Origin of the sequence: Algoriphagus winogradskyi, assembly GCF_900182815.1 — a bacterium.
Lineage (GTDB): Bacteria > Bacteroidota > Bacteroidia > Cytophagales > Cyclobacteriaceae > Algoriphagus > Algoriphagus winogradskyi.
In genome coordinates, this window is sequence record NZ_FXUA01000005.1 from 141,070 (window position 1) to 160,384 (window position 19,315).

Annotated in this window: 18 protein-coding genes; 10 read left to right on the forward strand and 8 right to left on the reverse strand. The window is 39.9% G+C overall.

Translation table 11 applies throughout. The annotated features are described in order from the left end of the window. Positions 1-64: 64 nt before the first annotated feature. A complete protein-coding gene (locus tag QOL76_RS13905; RefSeq protein WP_283413577.1) occupies positions 65-1,189 on the reverse strand; it encodes an amidohydrolase in 1,125 nt (374 codons plus the stop codon). Positions 1,190-1,329: 140 nt separating this feature from the next. Here QOL76_RS13905 and QOL76_RS13910 point away from each other — a divergent pair, with 140 nt between their 5' ends. From QOL76_RS13910 to QOL76_RS13930, 5 genes are all read left to right on the forward strand, one after another. Further along, a complete protein-coding gene (locus QOL76_RS13910; RefSeq protein WP_170124589.1) occupies positions 1,330-1,506 on the forward strand; it encodes a hypothetical protein in 177 nt (58 codons plus the stop codon). Between the two features lie 10 nt (positions 1,507-1,516). Beyond that, a complete protein-coding gene (locus QOL76_RS13915) occupies positions 1,517-2,134 on the forward strand; it encodes a pseudouridine synthase (RefSeq protein WP_377919225.1) in 618 nt (205 codons plus the stop codon). A 212-nt stretch (positions 2,135-2,346) separates the two neighbouring features. After that, complete coding sequence (locus tag QOL76_RS13920) at positions 2,347-3,318, forward strand: AAA family ATPase (RefSeq protein ID WP_283413578.1); 972 nt, start codon at positions 2,347-2,349, stop codon at positions 3,316-3,318. 187 nt (positions 3,319-3,505) lie between these two features. Continuing rightward, positions 3,506-4,744 carry a hypothetical protein gene (locus QOL76_RS13925; protein ID WP_283413579.1) on the forward strand — a complete coding sequence of 413 codons (1,239 nt, stop codon included), beginning with the start codon at positions 3,506-3,508 and terminating at the stop codon, positions 4,742-4,744. Positions 4,745-4,825: 81 nt separating this feature from the next. Further along, positions 4,826-7,729, forward strand: coding sequence for a TonB-dependent receptor (locus tag QOL76_RS13930; RefSeq protein ID WP_283413580.1), 2,904 nt, complete (start codon positions 4,826-4,828; stop codon positions 7,727-7,729). Between the two features lie 48 nt (positions 7,730-7,777). Here the strand turns inward: QOL76_RS13930 and QOL76_RS13935 are convergent, their stop codons facing one another. Further along, positions 7,778-8,266, reverse strand: a complete 489-nt coding sequence (locus tag QOL76_RS13935) for a cupin domain-containing protein (protein ID WP_283413581.1) — start codon at positions 8,264-8,266, stop codon at positions 7,778-7,780. Between the two features lies 1 nt (position 8,267). Next, entirely contained in the window at positions 8,268-9,368 is a 1,101-nt protein-coding gene (wecB, locus tag QOL76_RS13940) for a non-hydrolyzing UDP-N-acetylglucosamine 2-epimerase (protein ID WP_283413582.1), read from the reverse strand. Between the two features lie 137 nt (positions 9,369-9,505). Here wecB and QOL76_RS13945 point away from each other — a divergent pair, with 137 nt between their 5' ends. From QOL76_RS13945 to QOL76_RS13955, 3 genes are all read left to right on the forward strand, one after another. Then, positions 9,506-10,171 carry a hypothetical protein gene (locus QOL76_RS13945; protein WP_283413583.1) on the forward strand — a complete coding sequence of 222 codons (666 nt, stop codon included), beginning with the start codon at positions 9,506-9,508 and terminating at the stop codon, positions 10,169-10,171. A 20-nt stretch (positions 10,172-10,191) separates the two neighbouring features. Further along, positions 10,192-11,877: a capsule assembly Wzi family protein gene (locus tag QOL76_RS13950; RefSeq protein ID WP_346771410.1), complete on the forward strand. Its 1,686-nt coding sequence runs from the start codon at positions 10,192-10,194 to the stop codon at positions 11,875-11,877. A 108-nt stretch (positions 11,878-11,985) separates the two neighbouring features. Beyond that, positions 11,986-12,501: an FKBP-type peptidyl-prolyl cis-trans isomerase gene (locus tag QOL76_RS13955; protein WP_283413585.1), complete on the forward strand. Its 516-nt coding sequence runs from the start codon at positions 11,986-11,988 to the stop codon at positions 12,499-12,501. A gap of 275 nt (positions 12,502-12,776) precedes the next feature. Here QOL76_RS13955 and QOL76_RS13960 read toward each other — a convergent pair whose 3' ends face one another. Both QOL76_RS13960 and rlmH read right to left on the reverse strand, forming a co-directional pair. Continuing rightward, positions 12,777-13,595, reverse strand: a complete 819-nt coding sequence (locus QOL76_RS13960) for a hypothetical protein (protein WP_283413586.1) — start codon at positions 13,593-13,595, stop codon at positions 12,777-12,779. 252 nt (positions 13,596-13,847) lie between these two features. Beyond that, positions 13,848-14,321 carry a 23S rRNA (pseudouridine(1915)-N(3))-methyltransferase RlmH gene (rlmH, locus tag QOL76_RS13965; RefSeq protein ID WP_283413587.1) on the reverse strand — a complete coding sequence of 158 codons (474 nt, stop codon included), beginning with the start codon at positions 14,319-14,321 and terminating at the stop codon, positions 13,848-13,850. A gap of 188 nt (positions 14,322-14,509) precedes the next feature. Between rlmH and QOL76_RS13970 the strand changes: the two genes are divergently transcribed. Then, complete coding sequence (locus QOL76_RS13970) at positions 14,510-15,016, forward strand: fasciclin domain-containing protein (protein ID WP_283413588.1); 507 nt, start codon at positions 14,510-14,512, stop codon at positions 15,014-15,016. Positions 15,017-15,213: 197 nt separating this feature from the next. Here the strand turns inward: QOL76_RS13970 and QOL76_RS13975 are convergent, their stop codons facing one another. Beyond that, positions 15,214-15,687 (reverse strand): YcxB family protein, encoded by a 474-nt coding sequence (locus QOL76_RS13975; RefSeq protein ID WP_111613160.1) that lies wholly within the window; start codon positions 15,685-15,687, stop codon positions 15,214-15,216. A gap of 150 nt (positions 15,688-15,837) precedes the next feature. On the opposite strand from QOL76_RS13975, the gene QOL76_RS13980 reads away from it, so the two are divergent. After that, a complete protein-coding gene (locus QOL76_RS13980; protein ID WP_283413589.1) occupies positions 15,838-16,065 on the forward strand; it encodes a hypothetical protein in 228 nt (75 codons plus the stop codon). Here QOL76_RS13980 and QOL76_RS13985 read toward each other — a convergent pair. Both QOL76_RS13985 and QOL76_RS13990 read right to left on the reverse strand, forming a co-directional pair. After that, entirely contained in the window at positions 16,062-16,469 is a 408-nt protein-coding gene (locus QOL76_RS13985) for a Fur family transcriptional regulator (protein WP_283413590.1), read from the reverse strand. The two genes, QOL76_RS13980 and QOL76_RS13985, sit on opposite strands and share 4 nt — an antisense overlap. A gap of 247 nt (positions 16,470-16,716) precedes the next feature. Next, positions 16,717-19,242: a zinc-dependent metalloprotease gene (locus QOL76_RS13990; RefSeq protein WP_283413591.1), complete on the reverse strand. Its 2,526-nt coding sequence runs from the start codon at positions 19,240-19,242 to the stop codon at positions 16,717-16,719. Positions 19,243-19,315 lie beyond the last annotated feature (73 nt).

The window sequence follows — 19,315 nt, forward strand, 5'->3', positions numbered from 1 at the left end:
GCTTCTCCACAAGCAGGACTTCAGCTAGACCCTCCAGGTTTTGAAAACCTGGAGGGTCTTTTTTTTACCCATTCACCTTTCTTGCAATTCCCTCAAAAATCTTCACGCCAGTCACTATCAACTCATCTGGGAAATCATAGGTAGGTTCATGGAGTTGTGGGCAGTTTTCTCCCGATCCCAATCCAAAAAGATAGGAAGGACAACTTTGGCTGAAAAGCCCAAAATCTTCCGACCAGCGAAAGGGTTCCGGCTTCTCAATTACTTGCAAGTTTTTTTCTTTAAGTACACCTTCTGCAATAGCAGCTGCTCCGGGATCATTTTTGGAAACGGCGAACGATTCTACGAAGGAGAATTTACAGCCAAGCTTTTCGGTAGTTGCAATTCTCTTGACTTCCTCGGTAATCATCTTAATCAGATTTTCCAGATCATCCTGATCAAATGCCCGGATCGTCAGGCTCAGGCTTCCTTTTCCAGCACTAGTCCCAAATGCCAAACTTCCGATCTCCGCATGAATAACTGTGACTAAAGCAAAGGTGGAAAGCTTTTCTGTAAGTTTTGGAAGGGTTTGAATCAACTGTGCAATTGCCTGAGCGGGGTTTATTCCTGCATCGGGGTGGGCAGCATGGGAAGTTTTTCCTGTAAGGGATATCGTCAAGCCTGTACTTCCTGCGGCAAAAGTTCCTTGCCTGACAACAACTTGACGAAGTGGGAATCCTGGTAAATTATGTAACGCAAAAGCATAATCCGGTTTGATCTGCTGAAATTTTGGATCATCCAAAACCCTTCTTGCGCCTTCGCCGGTTTCCTCCGCTGGCTGGAAAAGCAATACTACTTCACCACTGACAGGTCTTTGCGCAGCAAGCTTTTCCCCTAGTCCGCAAATAATCGTCATGTGACCATCGTGCCCGCAAAGATGTGCTTTCCCTGCAGTCTGGCTTTTATAGCTTGGATCTCCTTTTTCCTGAATTGGCAATGCATCCAGTTCAGCTCTGAATAAAATTCGCTTACCAGGATTTTTCCCTTTAAAAATAAAAGCTAGCCCCGTTCCCCCTATATTTTGAATGGTTTGATCTGGTTTTAGGTTGGCAAAAAAGGCTAAAATCTTCTCGGCTGTGGCAGATTCTTCACCGGCAATTTCTGGAGTTTGGTGTAAAAGCTGGCGAAGATTTATAAGTTCTGTAAGGGGCATTTTTATTAATTATTTTCGGAAGGTAAGTTTCTACTGCTCAGTTGGAATCATTTTTGACGAAAAAAATGAGGCTTCGATCAGGAACTATTCAAGATCGCTGGCTATTTTAGGATATCATTTCAACCCTTAATCTAACTTTTATGAGCGAAGCACAAATTCAAAACTACAACGAGCAAATCCAAGCTTTGGAATCACAAATCACCGGTGACATGTTTGCAGACATGGAGATTCGTGACAAAATCCATAACCTGAAGATGGAACGTGACGGTGTGAAGCCGACTGATTCCAGCATTGATTGCGTAGGCTGCGGCAGTTAATTTACTGACTTTGGCTAGATACTTTATTATATATAAGCCTTTCGGGGTTTTATGTCAATTTTCTGGAGAGGGGCAGACGCTTGCCTCTCTTTTTGATTTTCCAAAGGAGGTGTACCCGGTAGGCAGGCTCGACAAAGATTCTGAGGGACTTCTAATTATAACGGATGACAAATCCCTAAACCATCATTTGCTTAATCCTCGTTTTGGACATCAGCGGACTTATTATGCACAAGTGGAAGGATCTCCTGAGCCAGAAGCATTGAAAGGATTAATGCAAGGCGTAATGATCAATGTGGAGGGTAGAGATTACAAAACTAAACCTGCGATAGCCAAGGTATTGGATCCAATTCCAGCACTTCCAGACCGCGATCCTCCGATTCGCTATCGAGCGTCCATTCCTGATACCTGGGTTTCTTTGACTTTAATAGAGGGCAAAAACCGGCAGGTTCGGAAGATGACTGCGGCTATTGGTCATCCTACGCTAAGGCTGGTTCGCTGGTCTATGGAGAAATTAACCATTCAAGGATTCAAGGTGGGTGAAGTGCAGGAGATCGATGAAAAAACCATTTACCATAGGTTGGGACTGACTGGGTTTAAAAAGACGGAGGCAAATAAATCAAGGAGGTAGGTCCTTTCCCGCTCAAAACCTTCGAGGTTTTGTAAACCTCAAAGGTTATCTATTGCTGCGTTGCCGCGCTGCCGCGAGAAATAAGCTTCTTAAAAAATCATAAAATCCCTTTAATCGTAAGGCATTACCGCTTCTAAGATTTAAGATTGTCCTTTGGGACAAAAACCTCTATTTTAGTCTCCGATTAAAAAGCACTCAAAGATTCAGATTCCATGCATCAGGAAAAAATAGCAGACGTAATACAGGAAGTAAAGAAAGTAGTAGTAGGCCAGGACAGAATGGTCAACAGACTTTTGATTGGACTTTTTACCAATGGACATATCCTTTTGGAAGGTGTACCAGGCTTGGCAAAGACCTTGACGGTAAATACGCTGGCCAAAGTGCTACATCTTGATTTCAATAGAATTCAGTTTACTCCGGATTTGCTACCGGCGGATTTGATAGGTACGATGATCTACAATCCTCAAGCAGCAAGTTTCGAAGTAAAGAAAGGACCAATATTCTCCAATGTGATTTTGGCGGATGAGGTTAACCGTTCTCCTGCCAAAGTTCAATCGGCACTTCTGGAAGCCATGCAAGAAAAGCAGGTGACGATTGGTGATACTACCTATCAGCTTGACCGTCCCTTTTTGGTTTTAGCAACTCAGAACCCTGTAGATCAGGAAGGAACTTACCCATTACCGGAAGCTCAGGTAGATAGATTCATGATGAAAGTTCATATCGACTACCCAAGCAAAGCTGATGAAATGGAAGTGATGCGTAGAATGGCAAACATGTCCTTTAGCTCAGAAGTGAATGCGATACTTTCAAAAGATGAGATTTTTGAGATTCGTAATCAGATCAATGCGGTAAAAATGGCTGAGCCATTGGAACACTATATCATAGAGTTGGTTTTTGCGACTAGATTTCCGGAGCAATATGGTCTGAAGGAAGAAGCCAAGTACATTCAATTTGGAGTTTCTCCTCGTGCAAGTATCAATTTAAACTTAGCATCCAAGGCGGTTGCCTTCATGGATGGTCGAGATTATGTGTTGCCCGAAGACATCAAGGAAATAGCAGAAGATGTACTAAATCACAGAATAATTCTCAATTATGAGGCAGAAGCCGACGGAATTAATACGCGAGATCTGGTCAAAATTTTAATGGAGAAAGTTCCCATTAACAAATCGGTAACATTGAAATAACTGCTATTCTAAGTAAAAAAAGGCTTTTCGTAAGAGAAGCCTTTTTTTATGCACTTTTTGTTATTCCAATATTAAATTCTGTAATCAATATTAAAAAAAGCATAATTCGGAAAATACTCTTGCGGTGAATAATTGAAGCAGATTTGCAACGTCAAAGAAGGCAAACCATTTCAATTATACTATACCAATGAAAAAGTTCAATTCCCTATTATTCATGTTTGCAGCAATCGTGATTGGATTCACAAGCTGTATAGACGGAAATGACAAACCAGTAGATCCTGTGGATCCAGGAGCAGATAATGTTTTGCTTGTAAACACAAACATCACTTCCAATACAACTTGGGAGACTGGTAAGACTTATGTACTTGGAGGAAGAATTACTGTTACTTCTGGGAATACATTAACCATCCAGCCAGGTGTAATTGTAAAAGGCGAAGTAGGATCCGGCTCTAATGCTACAGCTTTGATTATTGCTAGAGGTGGCAAGATTGACGCACAAGGGACCGCAACATCTCCGATCATCTTCACTACAGTTGCTGATGAAATCATACCTGGTCAAATTGCTTCACCTAATCTTGATCCAGATCTTTCTGGTCTTTGGGGAGGTTTGATCGTTTTGGGAAATGCTAAGGCTTCCCTTGCAGGTGATGTCACCGAGGTACAAATTGAAGGTATACCACCATCCGATACAAACGGACTTTACGGTGGATCAAATGATGAGGACAACTCAGGAACTATCAAATATATTTCTATCCGTCACGGTGGTGCAAACATCGGTGAAGGAAATGAAATTAACGGACTGACACTTGGCGGCGTAGGCTCTGGTACAATTATCGAAAACGTGGAGGTGATCGCAAATCAAGATGATGGAATCGAATGGTTCGGTGGTACTGTAAGCGTGAAAAATGCAATCATCTGGAATGCTGGTGATGACGCACTTGATACTGACCAAGCTTGGGCTGGTACGTTGGATAACTTCATCGTAGTTGCAGGTGGCGAAACTGATCACTGCCTAGAAATCGATGGTCCGGAAGGCTCATACAATGCTGGCCATACGTTGAAAAACGGAACTGTTAAAGGTAATGCAGTTGCTGAACTAGGCGACTTCCGTGATGGAGCTAGAGGTACATTTGAGAACATTTACTTCTTCAACTTTGCTGACCCAGCAACCACAGATGGTCGTGGTGACTTATCCCTAAGCGGTGACAAAACACTCGCAACATTCTCTGAAGGATCATTGAAATTTATGAATCTCGAAGCTACCCTAGCAGATGGTGTTACGTTGGCTACAGTTTTCAAAAATGGTACTGCTGCTTCAGCAACAATGGTAGCTGCCGGTGCTAATACTGTAGGGGCAAACAAGACTGCTTTCGCAAGCACTTGGTCTTGGACTGCAGCCTCAGGCGCTATTTCTGATCTAAAATAAACAAACACACTTTTGAAAGAAGGGAGAAAGAACTTGCAAGGTCACTTTCTTCCTTCTTTTAAAATTTATTCTAATTGCTGTATGAAAAATCAATCTACTAATCCACTCATGAAGGGATTTCTGATTTTAGTTCTGCTTGTGCTTTCTCAAGTATTTGCAGGATTTGTTTTTGCCCAAAATGGTACCATTCGTGGCGCTGTCTTCGAAGAAGGTACAGGCGAACCTCTATTTGGTGTCTCTGTTTTAGTAAAAGAAACATCTACAGGAGCTGTAACAGATTTCGATGGTAAATTCGAAATTAAAGTTGCTCCAGGGTCTTACACTCTTCAGATCTCTTACATCTCCTATTCTTCTATCAACTTGACAGAAGTAGTAGTAAAAGCAGGAGAAGTAAACGTAATCAATGATCTGATGATGGCTGAAGAAGCATCAGACCTCGAGACCGTAACTGTCTCTGCCTCTGCAATCAGAACTACTGAATCAGCTTTACTTTCTGTAAAACGAAATGCTGCTAACCTCCTTGATGGTATTTCTGCCAGCACTTTTCGTCAAATCGGTGACGGCGATGCTGCTTCTGCAGTAAAACGAGTGACAGGTGTATCTATCGAAGGTGGTAAATATATCTATGTAAGAGGGCTTGGCGACAGATATACCAAAACTGTTTTGAATGGCGTGGATATTCCAGGCCTTGATCCTGATAGAAATACAATCCAAATGGATATATTTCCTACCAATGTGATCGATAACATTATCGTTTCCAAATCTTTTACAGCTGATCTTCCTGCGGATTTTACAGGTGGTGTTGTAGATATAGAAACAAAAGATTTTCCTGAGGAAAAAACAATGCGATTGAGTTTGAGTGGTGGTATCAACCCATCCATGCACTTCAACTCAAATTATTTGAAATACGATGGTGGCAACACTGACTTTTTAGGATTTGATGATGGCACAAGAGCTATTCCTACAGACGGAAGAACAGACATCCCTCAATATGGTGATGCAGTAGGTAATCCAAATGGCCCAAAAGGCATGGAGTACCAAGAGATTCTTGGAAACTTCAACAAAACACTGGGTGGCTACAGAGCTAATAGCTTGATGGATGTTGGAGTTAGTTTTTCCCTTGGAAATCAATTTACAAGATCAAAAGCCACTTGGGGTTACAATTTTGCTTTGACCTATAAGAATGAGACTGAGTTCTATCAGGATGCAGAGTACAACTTGTATGCTAAGCCTAGAGAGGCTGATCAGACGGAGCTTGAGCCTTTGGAAAGACAGCGTGGAGACTTTGGTGTAAACAATGTATTGCTTGGCGGACTTGCGGGTATTGCCTTGAAGACTGACAATTCAAAATTCAAGTTGAATTTAATGCATTTGCAAAATGGAGAGTCTAAGGCAGCTGATTTTGCTTTTATCAATACCAACCTAGGAGCGAACTTTGAAGCTAGACAATATAACTTAGAGTATAGCCAAAGAGGATTAACTAGCATTTTGCTAGCGGGTACACATTACATCAATGGAAATGATTGGGAGCTTAATTGGAAACTAGCTCCAACAAGATCTACTATTTCTGATCCAGACATTAGATTTACAAGATTTAGAGAGCCTACCAATACTGTATCCACTGAAGTAGGACTTCCTGCTAGAATCTGGAGAGATCTAGAAGAATATAGCATTGTTGCAAAAGGGGATATCGCTAAAAGACTGACACTTTTCTCTAGAGAAGGTAAAGTTAAATTTGGTGGTAATTATGTCTTCAAACAGCGTGATTTCAACATTCAAAGCTTCCAGTTTGCTACAGGAAATACAGAGTTTACAGGCGATCCAAATGAGATTTTGCTTGAAGAGAATCTTTTCTCTGCAGACAATAGAAATGGGGTAAGGTACAATGCGGACTTTATTCCGATTAATGCGAACGCCTACAATTCCATCGCTACCAATATGGGCGGCTATGTGTCAGTGGAGGCAAATCCAGCAGATAAATTAAAAGCTATCGTAGGATTAAGAGTTGAGAAATACAATCAATACTATACTGGTACTAACCAGACTGGAACAATCAATTATGATTTGGTTGAAGTACTTGATGATATGGATTTCTTTCCAACTGTCAACTTGATTTTCAACTTGAAAGAAAATCAAAACCTACGTGCTTCAGCATCTAGAACCATCGCAAGACCTTCTTTCAAAGAACTGTCTTATGCGGAAATTCTTGACCCAATCACAGGTAGAACTTTTATTGGTGGTCTATATCCTGAAACTACCAATGGGGGAACAGAAGTCCTTTGGGATGGTAATTTAGTTTCTACTCATGTGAATAACTTTGATTTGAGATGGGAAGCTTTCCAGGAAAGAGGTCAAATGCTTTCAGTAAGTGCCTTCTATAAAACCTTTGAAAAGCCTATTGAAATGGTTCAGTTCCTAGCTGATCCTGGAACTTTCCAGCCTAGAAACGTAGGTAATGGTACTGTTGCAGGTTTAGAGTTTGAATTCAGAAAATCTCTGAAATTCATTGCTCCTACCTTGGAAAATTTCTCTTGGAATACGAACGTTACGGTTACTAAATCTCAAATAAAAATGTCTGAATCTGAATTCAGATCAAGATCATTGACAGCTAGAGAAGGTCAGGTAATTGAGGATACACGTGACATGGCCGGACAGGCACCTTACTTGATTAACACGGGCTTAAGCTATAACTCGTTCACTACTGGTTGGGAAGCTGGTGTTTTCTATAATGTTCAAGGATCTTCTCTTCAGTATGTTGGATTTGGTAACAGAACAGATACATACTCTGTACCATTCAATAGCTTGAATTTAAACATCAATAAGACTTTTGGGGCAGATGAGCGACTGCAAGCTGGCTTTGGGGTGCAAAATATTCTGAACTCAAAGAGAGAGTATGTTTATAAGTCATATGAGGCACAAGATCAGATTTTCAGCAGCCTTTCTCCAGGCACAAAAATCAACATGAGAGTTTCCTTCTCTTTCTAATATTCCAACTATCACAATTGAAAAAGGCTCCTTTAAGGAGCCTTTTTTTTATGTCAATTTATTGATGATTTCGAAAGATTCTGGGAATTGTTGGAGAAGTGCCTTGGCCTCGAAGAGTTCAAAATCTGCAAAATCAAACCCAGGCGAAACGACGCATGAAACTAATGCGAAACTGTCAGGCTCGTCCACTGTGCTACCAAAGATGGTATGAGCTTTTACTAAATGCTGAGGAGAAGTAATTGCCGTACTTGATGGATATCCAAGCGAAAGCTGCTTATGACCAAGTTCACTTAAGGTGTGAACTGTCAAATTGCTTCCTTCATGGAAGAACCAAAGCTCATCACTTTTGATACGATGGAATTTTGATACATTCTCTGAGGTAAGTAGAAAGTAGATAGCTGTTGTTAGGTTTTTATTCCCGGCACTTGTTTCAATGTTTGCTTCAGATCGATAAGTCTCTGAATAGAACCCTCCTTCTGGGTGAGGCAGTAGGTTCAATTTTTCTACCAAAAAAGCTATTCTGTTCTGCACCTCCATATCAAGCTGCGGAATAGGAATCTAGTAATATAGCTACTATTCGCTCTGCTGTTTTTCCATCCCAAAGCGGAATTCCTTGGTATTGCTTCCATTCTCCCTGCATTATTTTTTCCAAGTAAGGTTTAAGCTTAGCTGGATCAGTCCCTACAAGTTCATTGGTGCCAAGGTGGATGGTTTCAGCACGTTCAGTATTGTCTCTGAGAGTAATACAAGGCACATTCATGACAGAAGCTTCTTCAGTAATTCCTCCAGAATCGGTGATTACACCTTTCGCATTTTTTACCAGATAGTTGAATTCCAAATATCCTAAAGGTTCACACATATGAAGGTGCGGTGCATCGATACCAATTGTTTGTAAGTTCTTGGCGGTGCGTGGATGCACTGGAAAAATGATTGGTAATCCTTTTGTGCCTTCCAGAATCGCATCTATCATGGCTTTTAGTTTTTGCTCTTGATCCACGTTTGCAGGACGGTGCATGGTCATCACAAAGTATTGACCAGGTTCCAAGCTTTCGAAAATCTCACCTTCCGGCTTTTGGAATCTAGGCATCTGCGCCATCAATGTATCTATCATCGTATTGCCTACGTAATGGATTTTTTCTTCAGAAAAACCACTATTTCTAAGATTGCTATTTGCTATCTCAGAGGTGGTGAAAAAATGATCGGTAATACTATCTGTGACCATTCTGTTGATTTCCTCGGGCATGGTTAAATCGCCAGAGCGTATTCCTCCTTCTACATGAGCTACATCTATTTGGAGTTTTTTGGCAGTAATAGAGCAGGCAAGTGTGCTGGTGACATCTCCTACAACTAGTACAAGGTCTGGGCGATTTTCAAGAAGTTCTTTTTCAAATGCGACCATAATTGCGGCTGTTTGTTCAGCTTGAGTTCCACCTCCTCCTCCAAGATTTGCGTTAGGCTCGGGGATATTCAGTTGATCAAAAAAGTCACCTGACATCTTTTTATCATAATGCTGTCCAGTATGAACCAATCGGAAATTGATATCAATGCCTTCCTGTTGCTTTTTGATAAATTGGTGAATGATAGGCGCAATTTTCACGAAATTGGGTCGCGCACCTGCGACTATGGTAAAAGTAGCCATCTCATATTTTTTTTTGTAGCCAAAAATAGTAAAACCTTTTGGAGACCTGAGCTAAAATTACCCTTCTTTTGGTAAGTCTCATTTGGCTCCTTTTTTGTTTCTTTGCAAGGTTCTATTTTCTTAACTAATTGAATTTGATGGATTATTATAAATGGTCAAAAGCAGTGAAGATACTTCTACTACTTATGACTTTAGGGTTTGTTTCCTCTTGTACTGAAACATTGGAGTCAGAGCAAGTGGTCTATTCCAATGATTTTTCAAATCTAGATTTGGCAGGATTTGAAAACGGTAGGTTTTTAATTTTTGAAAATGACACAGTAGTCGGCTATTACCATAATGAAGAAATTGCAGTTAATTTGTCTGGTCTTCCATCCCACAATCTGTTAAAAGTTACGCTTGAGATTTTGGTTCATGATTCCTGGGATGGAAATGCTTCAGATAACGGAAATGGTCCAGATCAATGGTTTTTTGGGGTAGATGATGAGGAGGTTTTTAGAACTACATTCTCCAATACGCCTTGTGAATCCACCTATTGCCTTTACCAATCTTATCCAGATCATTTCTTCAAACAAAATAGACCTAAAACAGGAGCAATTCAGACGAATATGCCTGGTCTCTGTCTTTTTGGCGCATTTCCGAATTATACGACCAGATATAGTATTTCCAAGATTATTGAACATAGTAATCCCAATTCCAGAGTTTATATGAATTCGGAATTAGTGGCGGATAATGCAACTGACCCTTTGTGTGATGAATCTTGGTCTTTAGCTAAAATTACTATTGAAGCCCTTACCTTGAAATGATGATGAAGACAGGGAAAATTTTGAATAGTTTTTTTGGGACATTAGTGCTATTCCTTTTGCTCAATAATTCTTCTTTCGCGCAGACTGTACCAGTAGGCACGCCAGTATTGGATGATTATTTAAGAAGAGCGCAACTATTGGGAGATGTGGACTCCGCATCTTCTTTTATGATCAGACCACTCTATCCCACTGAGGCCTTCGGGATTAAATATGGCTTTGACCTCGATAGCTCTGTCGTTGATTTGGATGTCTCCAAGGTCAACAAAGTTTTTGGAAAGAATAATCAAGGCAAGTTTTTACTTCTGCCAGCAACTGCTAAGTTTCAGTATAATTCGACATATGCCTTCGGAGTGAATGATGGCGCTTTTATTCCAAATCGAGGAATTCAAAGTATACTTAGTGTCGGCGCTTATTTAGAATATGGACCATTGAGCCTACAATTTCAACCGGAAATGTTAATGGCTCAAAACAAGGATTACAAGGGCTTTCCAATCGAGCATCAAGCAACTGTTTTATTCTATTATGAATATATGAACAGAATAGATATGCCAGAGCGATTTGGAGAGAATGCCTACAATCGTGCCTATTTAGGTCAGTCTAGTCTTCGCTTTAATTTTGATGAGTATTCAATAGGCATTTCCTCCGAGAATCTTTGGTGGGGGCCTGGTAGACGAAACTCGCTTTTACTTGGAAATAATGCCCCAGGATTTGTCCACTTCACGGCTAACACCCGAAAACCAGTAAAGACAAAAATTGGATCATTTGAAGGGCAGATGATTGGTGGATTCTTGAGATCTTCAGGTTACTTGCCTCCATTGTCTGATTATAGAATTCAGGAAAATCCAGTTTTAATTCCTAAACCAGAGGATAATAAGCGTTTCTTGTCAGGAATCGTATTGACTTATCAGCCAAAGTGGGTTCCTGGATTATTTTTGGGCTACGGGTCAACAAATCAAATGTACAGAAGTGATATTTCTGATCTAGGAGATATACTTCCGGTATTTAATGGCAGGAAAAAAGCGCAGAATATTGTAGATCCTACTCAAGAAAAGAGACAGCAATTTAGCTCAGGGTTTTTCAGATGGCTAAGTCCAGAAGGTCACTTCGAATTCTATGGTGAGTATGGGACCCGGGATAATGATCGCAAAATGAGCGATTTCATGATAACTCCTGAATCTGGCAGAGCCTTCACTTTTGGGTTTTCGCACTTGATGAGTTTGAAAAAACCTGGTCATTTTTTCCAGATAAGTTCTGAGATGACTCAGACGGGACAAACTATCAGAGAAGATATCAGAGCGCTTAAAACATGGTATATACACGATCATGTTGTAGAAGGCTATACTCAAAATGGTCAGGTGTTAGGAGCAGGAAATGGTCCTGGCAGTAATGTGATATTCGTTGAGTTTGCTTGGGTTAATAAAATGAATAGAATTGGATTCCAAATGGAGCGAATTGTCTATAACAACGACTTTTATTACTACAGATATGAAGCTTCGAAAGACTGGCGAAACAAATATGTGGATCTTGTCCCTTCTTTGATAGGTGACTGGAAGTTTGGTAGTGTTTTAGTAAATGCCCGACTGCAATATGTCAATACCTTGAATTACAAATGGTATCTGGAAAATAGCCCAGATCAGTATTTTGTGCCTGGTTATGATAGGAAAAACTTCGTAGGTCAAATCGGAGTTGCTTATCTATTTAGATAGGGTTTTCATTCAAAAGCTATAAAATCTAGCTTGAGGATGGCATCAGAAAGTTTAATAATTATCCATGAGGCGAGATTCCATTTCTCATCAAAAAACAATTAAATACACATGAAAGTAGAGAAGAATAAAGTGGTAGCAGTTTGCTATGATCTCAAAGTGGATGATGGAGAGACGGGCATGGTTCCGTATGAAACTGTCCCAGAAGACAAGCCATTTTACTTTTTGTTTAATGCCGGTGAAGTTTTTCCAAAGTTTGAGGATGCCTTGCTAGGGAAGTCGGCTGGAGACACATTCACAGCTGATCTTAGCTTTGAAGAAGCCTATGGGGATTATATGGAGGAGAAAAAAACCATAATTCCAAAAGCTAATTTCAAGGAAAAAGGAAAGACAAATAAGAACCTACTGCGCATAGGCAATGTAATTCCTATGCAGGATAATAAGGGTGGACAGATCAGAGGAGAGATTACGAAGATTGATTATAAAGGTGTCCATATGGATTTCAATCCACCACTAGCAGGATACGATTTGTCTTTTGAAGGTAAAATCATCTCGGTACGGGATGCCTTACCGGAAGAACTCGAACATGGACATGCTCATGGTCCAGATGGTCATCATCATCACTAACCTAACTTAATCAAATGCCCTGTTCATAGAATAGGGCATTTGTCGTATAGGGAGCTTCAAAAAATGCGAATATTTTTGAAATAACAAACGAACCTAACTCTAATGACAGAGGATGTTATTATCGCTGTGATAAAAAAAGCTCTGCTTATTGGGTTCTTCGTAGCATTTATGGCTTAACAAATACTAAAATATTGGAGTAAGGTTTTTTTAACAGATTGTTTGGACGACAGGGGTGATTGGTCCAACAAGTTTAGGCCTCCTTTAGGAGGCCATTTTTAGTTTGATGCTAGCAAGTTGGCTTGTTCTTCTGCTAATGCTTTGAGGCCTTCAATTCTCTCAGAATTGTAAAGTTTCAGTGCCTTATTTAATTGTGTGGAAGCCTTTTCAAAGCGTTGATCATTGAAATATGAGATCGCATCATTATAATATTGCAGTCCGGCTAATTCAGTCAAATTGACTTTTCTAAAAATTGCATTATCAGAAAGATCTGCTTTCGGAGCTCCTAGTCTCTGGTTAAGAGACTTGAGCTGGGTTGAATCATCAGCTTTATACCCTTCTAAATAAGCAATAACCTCCGTTGGAGCTGTAATCATCCCACCGATGGGCAATGTACTTTCCAAAATAATATCTTTCCCCTCGTGATTCACTACTATAAACACATGATAATCCGTTTCCACAACTTTGTAAACAAACCCATATCTTTCTAAGAGAAGGGCCAAAGCAGCAGAAGCGCTTACGCAATCATATTTTCCTTCTTCCAACATATCATTGAAAGTGGAATGTTGTTCGTAGGTTTTGAATAGCTGCTGATGAGATTTTTCAAAAATACTGCGGAGTACACTTAGGTGTGTGCCTTTTTTATTGAATTTTTTGTCCAGTTCAGATACCAGGCCATCCCACTTTTCGTCTGAAAGGGATCTCTCAGCTTGAACAGCTCTAAAAAGTAAATAGGGATTCTTTTGGCCTGCCTCCCATAACTCCTTCTCTGAATCGCTTTCAAAGCGTAAACCCTCAATTATTCCAATAGCATCTTGAGCCATGGCAAAAATGCCAATTGCAGATATTAGAATAAATGTGAGTAAAACTTTTTTCACCTGGGATGAAGCTAATGTTACTATTGTTACGGTCAATGTTAGGTAAAGTTAACAATTTGGTAATATTAAAACATATAACTATCCAAAACTTAACATTGGAGTAATTTTAGGGGTAAGTCTTCAGCCTCAGTTACAGCAGCCGAAACAATATTTTGTGGTAGCTAATTAAAACTAGATGGCTTGTGCCTATAGTAAATTCACTTGAACCGGAATGAAGGCTACTTAATATCGCACAATGCGGCTTAATCCTACCTATTCGTGATGATAGGGTTCATTTCGCAGGATTGTAAACCCACGATACAATTGTTCGATAAAAAATGGACGGATCATTTGATGTGAAAAAGTCATCTTAGAAATGGAAAGTTTACCGTTGGCTCGGTTATAAACTGCTTCAGAAAATCCATAAGGGCCACCTATTACAAAAATCAATTGCTTCAGTCCACTATTCATTTTCTTTTGAAGAAACTCAGCGAAATCCATAGAGCTGTAGCTTTTGCCGCGCTCGTCCAATAGAATTACCTCGTCTGCGGGTATGATATTTTTCAGAATTAATTCGCCTTCTTTTTCCTTCTGGAGGCTTTCAGAAAGAGATTTACTGTTTTTAAGGTCAGGAATCACTTCAAATTCAAACTTGATATAAAAATTCAGACGCTTACTATACTCCTCGATCAAAGAGATGATTGCTTTGTTGTCAGTTTTGCCTATTGCGATAAGTTTTATTTGCATTCCCAAATATGTGGAATTTCTATTTATGGTCCATTTGTGTAGCTGAAAGGTCTAAAATTGGGGTGTTTGATACTTATATGTTTTTATATTTCTTCATGAAACATAATTCTTAAAAAACTGAAAAACAATTGATTATAAGTAGTGTTATAGGGGTATTAAACCAATTTTAAAATTAACACTTAACAACAATGAAAAAATTAGGAATAGTAGTGATGCTAACAATGCTAGTAATAGCATCATCTTTTGCACCAAAAAGGAATGCTGTCCATGAGACAAAAATTGAAGCAGATATTGTTGATTTAGCAATTTCTCAGGATTTCTTGAGTACGCTAGTAGCAGCTGTGAAAGCCGGTGATTTAGTGGATGTATTGAAAGGAGATGGTCCGTTTACAGTTTTTGCTCCAACAAATGATGCTTTTGCAAAGCTTCCTGCTGGTACAGTCGAAAACTTGTTAAAGCCAGAGAATAAAGCGCAATTGGTTAAAATCCTAACCTACCATGTAGTACCTGGAAAAGTGATGTCTAAAGACTTGTCAAATGGTCAAATGGCAAAAACTGTACAGGGTAGCTCTGTGAAAGTTACAATTATGGATGGTAAAGTGATGATTGATAAAGCAACTGTAACAGCGGCTGATATCGAAGCGGACAATGGAGTAGTACATGTGATCGATACGGTTATCATGCCATCTATGTAACAGGTGATTATTTTAATCCCCAAGAAGCCTATCCATTTGGATAGGTTTTTTTGTTGAGGAAATTCCTAAATGTTGCATTGCAGATTGCATGGATCGGTAATTATTCCGCTGCCTCTACATTAGTAAATTGAATGGCTAGCGTGTAAAATGAAAAAGCCTCCCAATTTGGGAGGCTTTTTCTATGAGTTGGGGTGATCTTATTTGATCAGTTCTTTACGCTTCAGGATTGTTTCCATAAATTTTCGCTCATTGTCTGAGTTAAAAATTCGAAAAGGCAGATGAATGAATTGCGCTTTGGACATGTAAAGGACGAAAGCATCTTTTCTGACTTCAGCATTTTTGATCATATTCCATTGAACGGGCATGCCTTGCTTAGTATTGATTTTCATCAGAATCTGACGGCTATCTATTTCGTATGCCATCTTATCAAATATTACTTTATTTTGCTCCATCTGGGTTACTCCAGTGAATTGAATCGCCCAAAACAGTACATAAAGGCCATATGCGATCAATGCTCCGATGATCCACCAGATCGAAGGGATCCAAAAATAACCGCACATAATCACTAATGCTATTGGAATAACCCACCATTGTTCCTTCAAAACATTAACCAAAGCCATTTTGATATAGGTGCCAGTAGGGAGCTGATATTTTTTTGTTTTTACTATCATCACTTTTCTTTTTCAGAGCGCAAATATCCACCTATCCAAGGGAATTAGCAAGTCCGCTTAAATCATAAAAAATATCTTTATGCGAAAACAAATCGGCACTACCATTGATTTAAATCTTGTATTCAAGTATATTATCTGAAACTTTTAGCGATGAGCAGTCTTGTAATCGATTTGATCCTTTGTGGTTTGGCTTATGTCATTTTGATATATGTCATGGCGACTATGACTAAAAAATCTTTAAAAAAGGGTGGTAGGAGTGAAGATGATGGAGATGGCGGAGTCGAGGATTTCACACCACCTAAGATAGATTTACCTCCTGGGGTTCAGTGGCCTAGTGATTCCCCGAAATCAAGAATTCCTGAACCAGTGGAATATTAATGACACTTGTTGCATACACCTTGAACCAATAAACTCATATCCTTCTTTTTAAAGCCTGCAGGTAGCTTGATACTCGGCAGGGAAATAGATTCCAGGCAGGTAGTTTCTCCACAAATTTCACATTTGAAATGGACGTGTTCGTGGTTATGATCTTCCTCTTCGTGGGAGCATAGCGCATATTTGGTAGCACCACTGTCATCAAGAACTTTATGCACTACGTCTTTGTCTACAAACGTTTTTAAAGTCCGATAGATCGTCACACGGTCAAACTGGCTATCCAATGATTCTTCTAAATCAGAATGGGCTAACGCGACTTGTTTGTCCAAGAACTCGCGGATTATTTCCTGCCGACAATCTGTTATGCGTAGTTTATGACTCTGAAGTATGGAAAGAGGTGAGGACATGTTGATTCGTTTGAAACAAAATTAATCAAAAAATCATATCAAATGTTGAAAATCCCGCAACGGCGCACTGAGGCAAAGTTTTTAAAAATTGGAATTAGTTCGCTAATTATTGCGAGTCAAATCCCAAGTTCTAGAGGGCGGTAAAAGCTGAGCCTTCGTAAGTAGTGAGATAGCGGTAGAAGTTTTAATAAAAAAAAATGGGCACCAAAACTGGCGCCCATTTAACTTTATTGCTTCTTCTTAAACCTTACTTCGGGTCAAGAATAGTATTTACTCTTTCTAAGGCATCTTCAAGATGCAGCTTAGACATTCTGTCAGAAGTTCTGGCAATCGCGGATCTGATATCTCTCTGTAGGATTTTCAATTCTCCTCTTGCCATCGGTCTGATGTCAGATTGAGATGCATTGATCTGTGGACCAACAAATCTTCTGAATGAAGCTGGTACGGTAGGGCCGTCGGTAGTCATCAGATACTCCAAGCGCTCAATATAAGCTCTCTGTAGTGCTCTTCTGTGCACGTCGATTGTTTTTCCTGAAGATAACTCGGTCCAGATGCCTTTTCTCAGGTCATCAAATAGCTCAGTCATCTTATACGCTTCATTACCATTCAATGCCTCGTTTTCGATCACACGACCAAGTCTACCAAGGTCAAGTACTGAATTCAACGTACCAGCCTGTACTCCACGGATTCTTTCCAATGCTCCAAAATCTTCTGTCCTTGCAAAGATGTCATCCTGCATCATCCATTCTGGAGTGGTAAAAAGCTCTTTGTTCAAGAAAGCAACAGCTGACTTCTGAATTTCTTTTGAAGTGTGTGTATATACTGGCAGGTCCTGTCCAACGGCTCTGTAAACTTCAGATACACCACCAATGTTGGTTTTCACATGACCCATATATCTGTTGAATTGAGTGATCACTTGACCATACATTTCTTCCAGATCATCGAAATCTTTGTAAGGCTTATTTGGCTCTGAAGTCCAATCCATAAGGTTTGGCATGATTCTCTTCAGGTTGGCAATGCCGTATTCAGAAGCTTTCATAGAGTTGTCACCCAAATCTTCACTTTGTGCAGTTGGATCATAGCTATTTCCCTGACGTCCATATCTGTAAATAGGATCACCTTGTTTCTCCAGGATCCATTTATCCAGTGTCGCTAATTCATCTTCAGGCGTAGCAGCATCAGGAATAGGTCTATACCCCCAAGCCACTGCATATTTATCATAAGGTCCAACGTTTGGCATTAAGCTTACACCTTTGTCACCTGGCTGTGCGATGTAGTTAAATCTCGCATAGTCCATGATTGATGGTGCGGTTCCCATTTCCTTTGTAAATGCAGCATCTCTTAGCTTCTCTACTGGATATGCATGAGAAGAGGCAAAGTTGTGAGGAAGACCAAGGGTATGCCCTACTTCGTGAGAAGAAACAAACTGAACCAATCTGCCCATTACTTCATCCTTAAATTGTACGCTCTGTGCATCAGGATTGATTGCTGCTGTTTGGATGAAGAACCAGTTTCTTAATAGGTTCATCACGTTGTGATACCATCCGATATCAGATTCTAAGATTTCACCTGATCTTGGATCAGACACGTGTGGTCCATAAGCATTCTGGATATCTGAAGCGAAATATCTGATAACAGAATATCTCGCATCTTCTGGGCTCCAATCAGGATCTTCTTCTTTTGTTGGTGCTAATTTGGCCACAATTGCATTTTTGAAACCTGCAGCTTCAAAAGCGACTTGCCAATCATTCACACCGGCAATTAAGTATGGGATCCACTGCTTAGGAGTAGCAGGATCGATGTAATAAACAATTTGCTTTTTAGGCTCTACTAATTCTCCGGCTTTAAATTTAGCCATATCCTCATCCTTTACTTCAAGTCTCCATCTGTCAAGGAAAGTACGGCTTTCAGCTTTTTGAGCATCAGCTCCATAATCGACGATAGAACGGCTAAACCATCCTACACGCTGATCTCCCAATCGCTGCTTCATCGGTTCTTTTGGTAGAAGAAGCATAGAAGAGTTCATCTCCAATGTGATAGAACCTGTAGAGCTGTTTGAAGGTGGGTCATTAGCAAGGTAAGTCATTACATACCTCGCTTCAATATTGATAGGATAGGTATGGATGTGTGCAATGTACGATCTATCTGTATCTAGTCGAGAGACTTTATATTGTGTACGCTCGCCTTTAGGTAAGCCTAATGCTTGCACATCTTTTGACCAAAGATCAGTAGCATCGATTACGATTCCAGTACTGTCTGTTCCAAGAGATTTGATAGCAAACTTCTGCAGGATTGGCTCCAGGTTAGAATTCTTAACAGCCATCGCGATAGGAAGTGAATCGGCTGCATAATTGTTCACAGAAATAACCTTTAGATGAATATCGTTGTTGTACTTTTCCCAACGAAGCATGAGCGTATTGGTGCGCTCTCCGCCATATCCAATTCCATTTGCGGTTTTGGCAATGGTAGTGACCATCAACATGTCTCTTCCGAGTAAAGAATCAGGGATTTCGTAGAAGTATTTGTCCTCAATCTGATGAACCTTAAAAAGACCATCCTTAGATTTGGCCTTCGCAGTAATTACCTCCTTATAAGGTTTTGGATCTGAATCATTACCTTTTGGTTTAGCCGGGGTTGCTGGTGCAGCTGTTTCTTTCTTAGCATCCTTTTTCTTCTTTTTCTGAGCAAAAGTATCCGTAGAATAAAACATCACACCCATTACACCAAGGATTAATGGTAATCTCCTGAGTAATTTGGGTATCTTATTTCTCATAGTTATTATTTGGTTAAGTATTTTCTAAACCGTGAATTTCTTGAAAGGATCAGTACCTAGTACTCATTTTTGA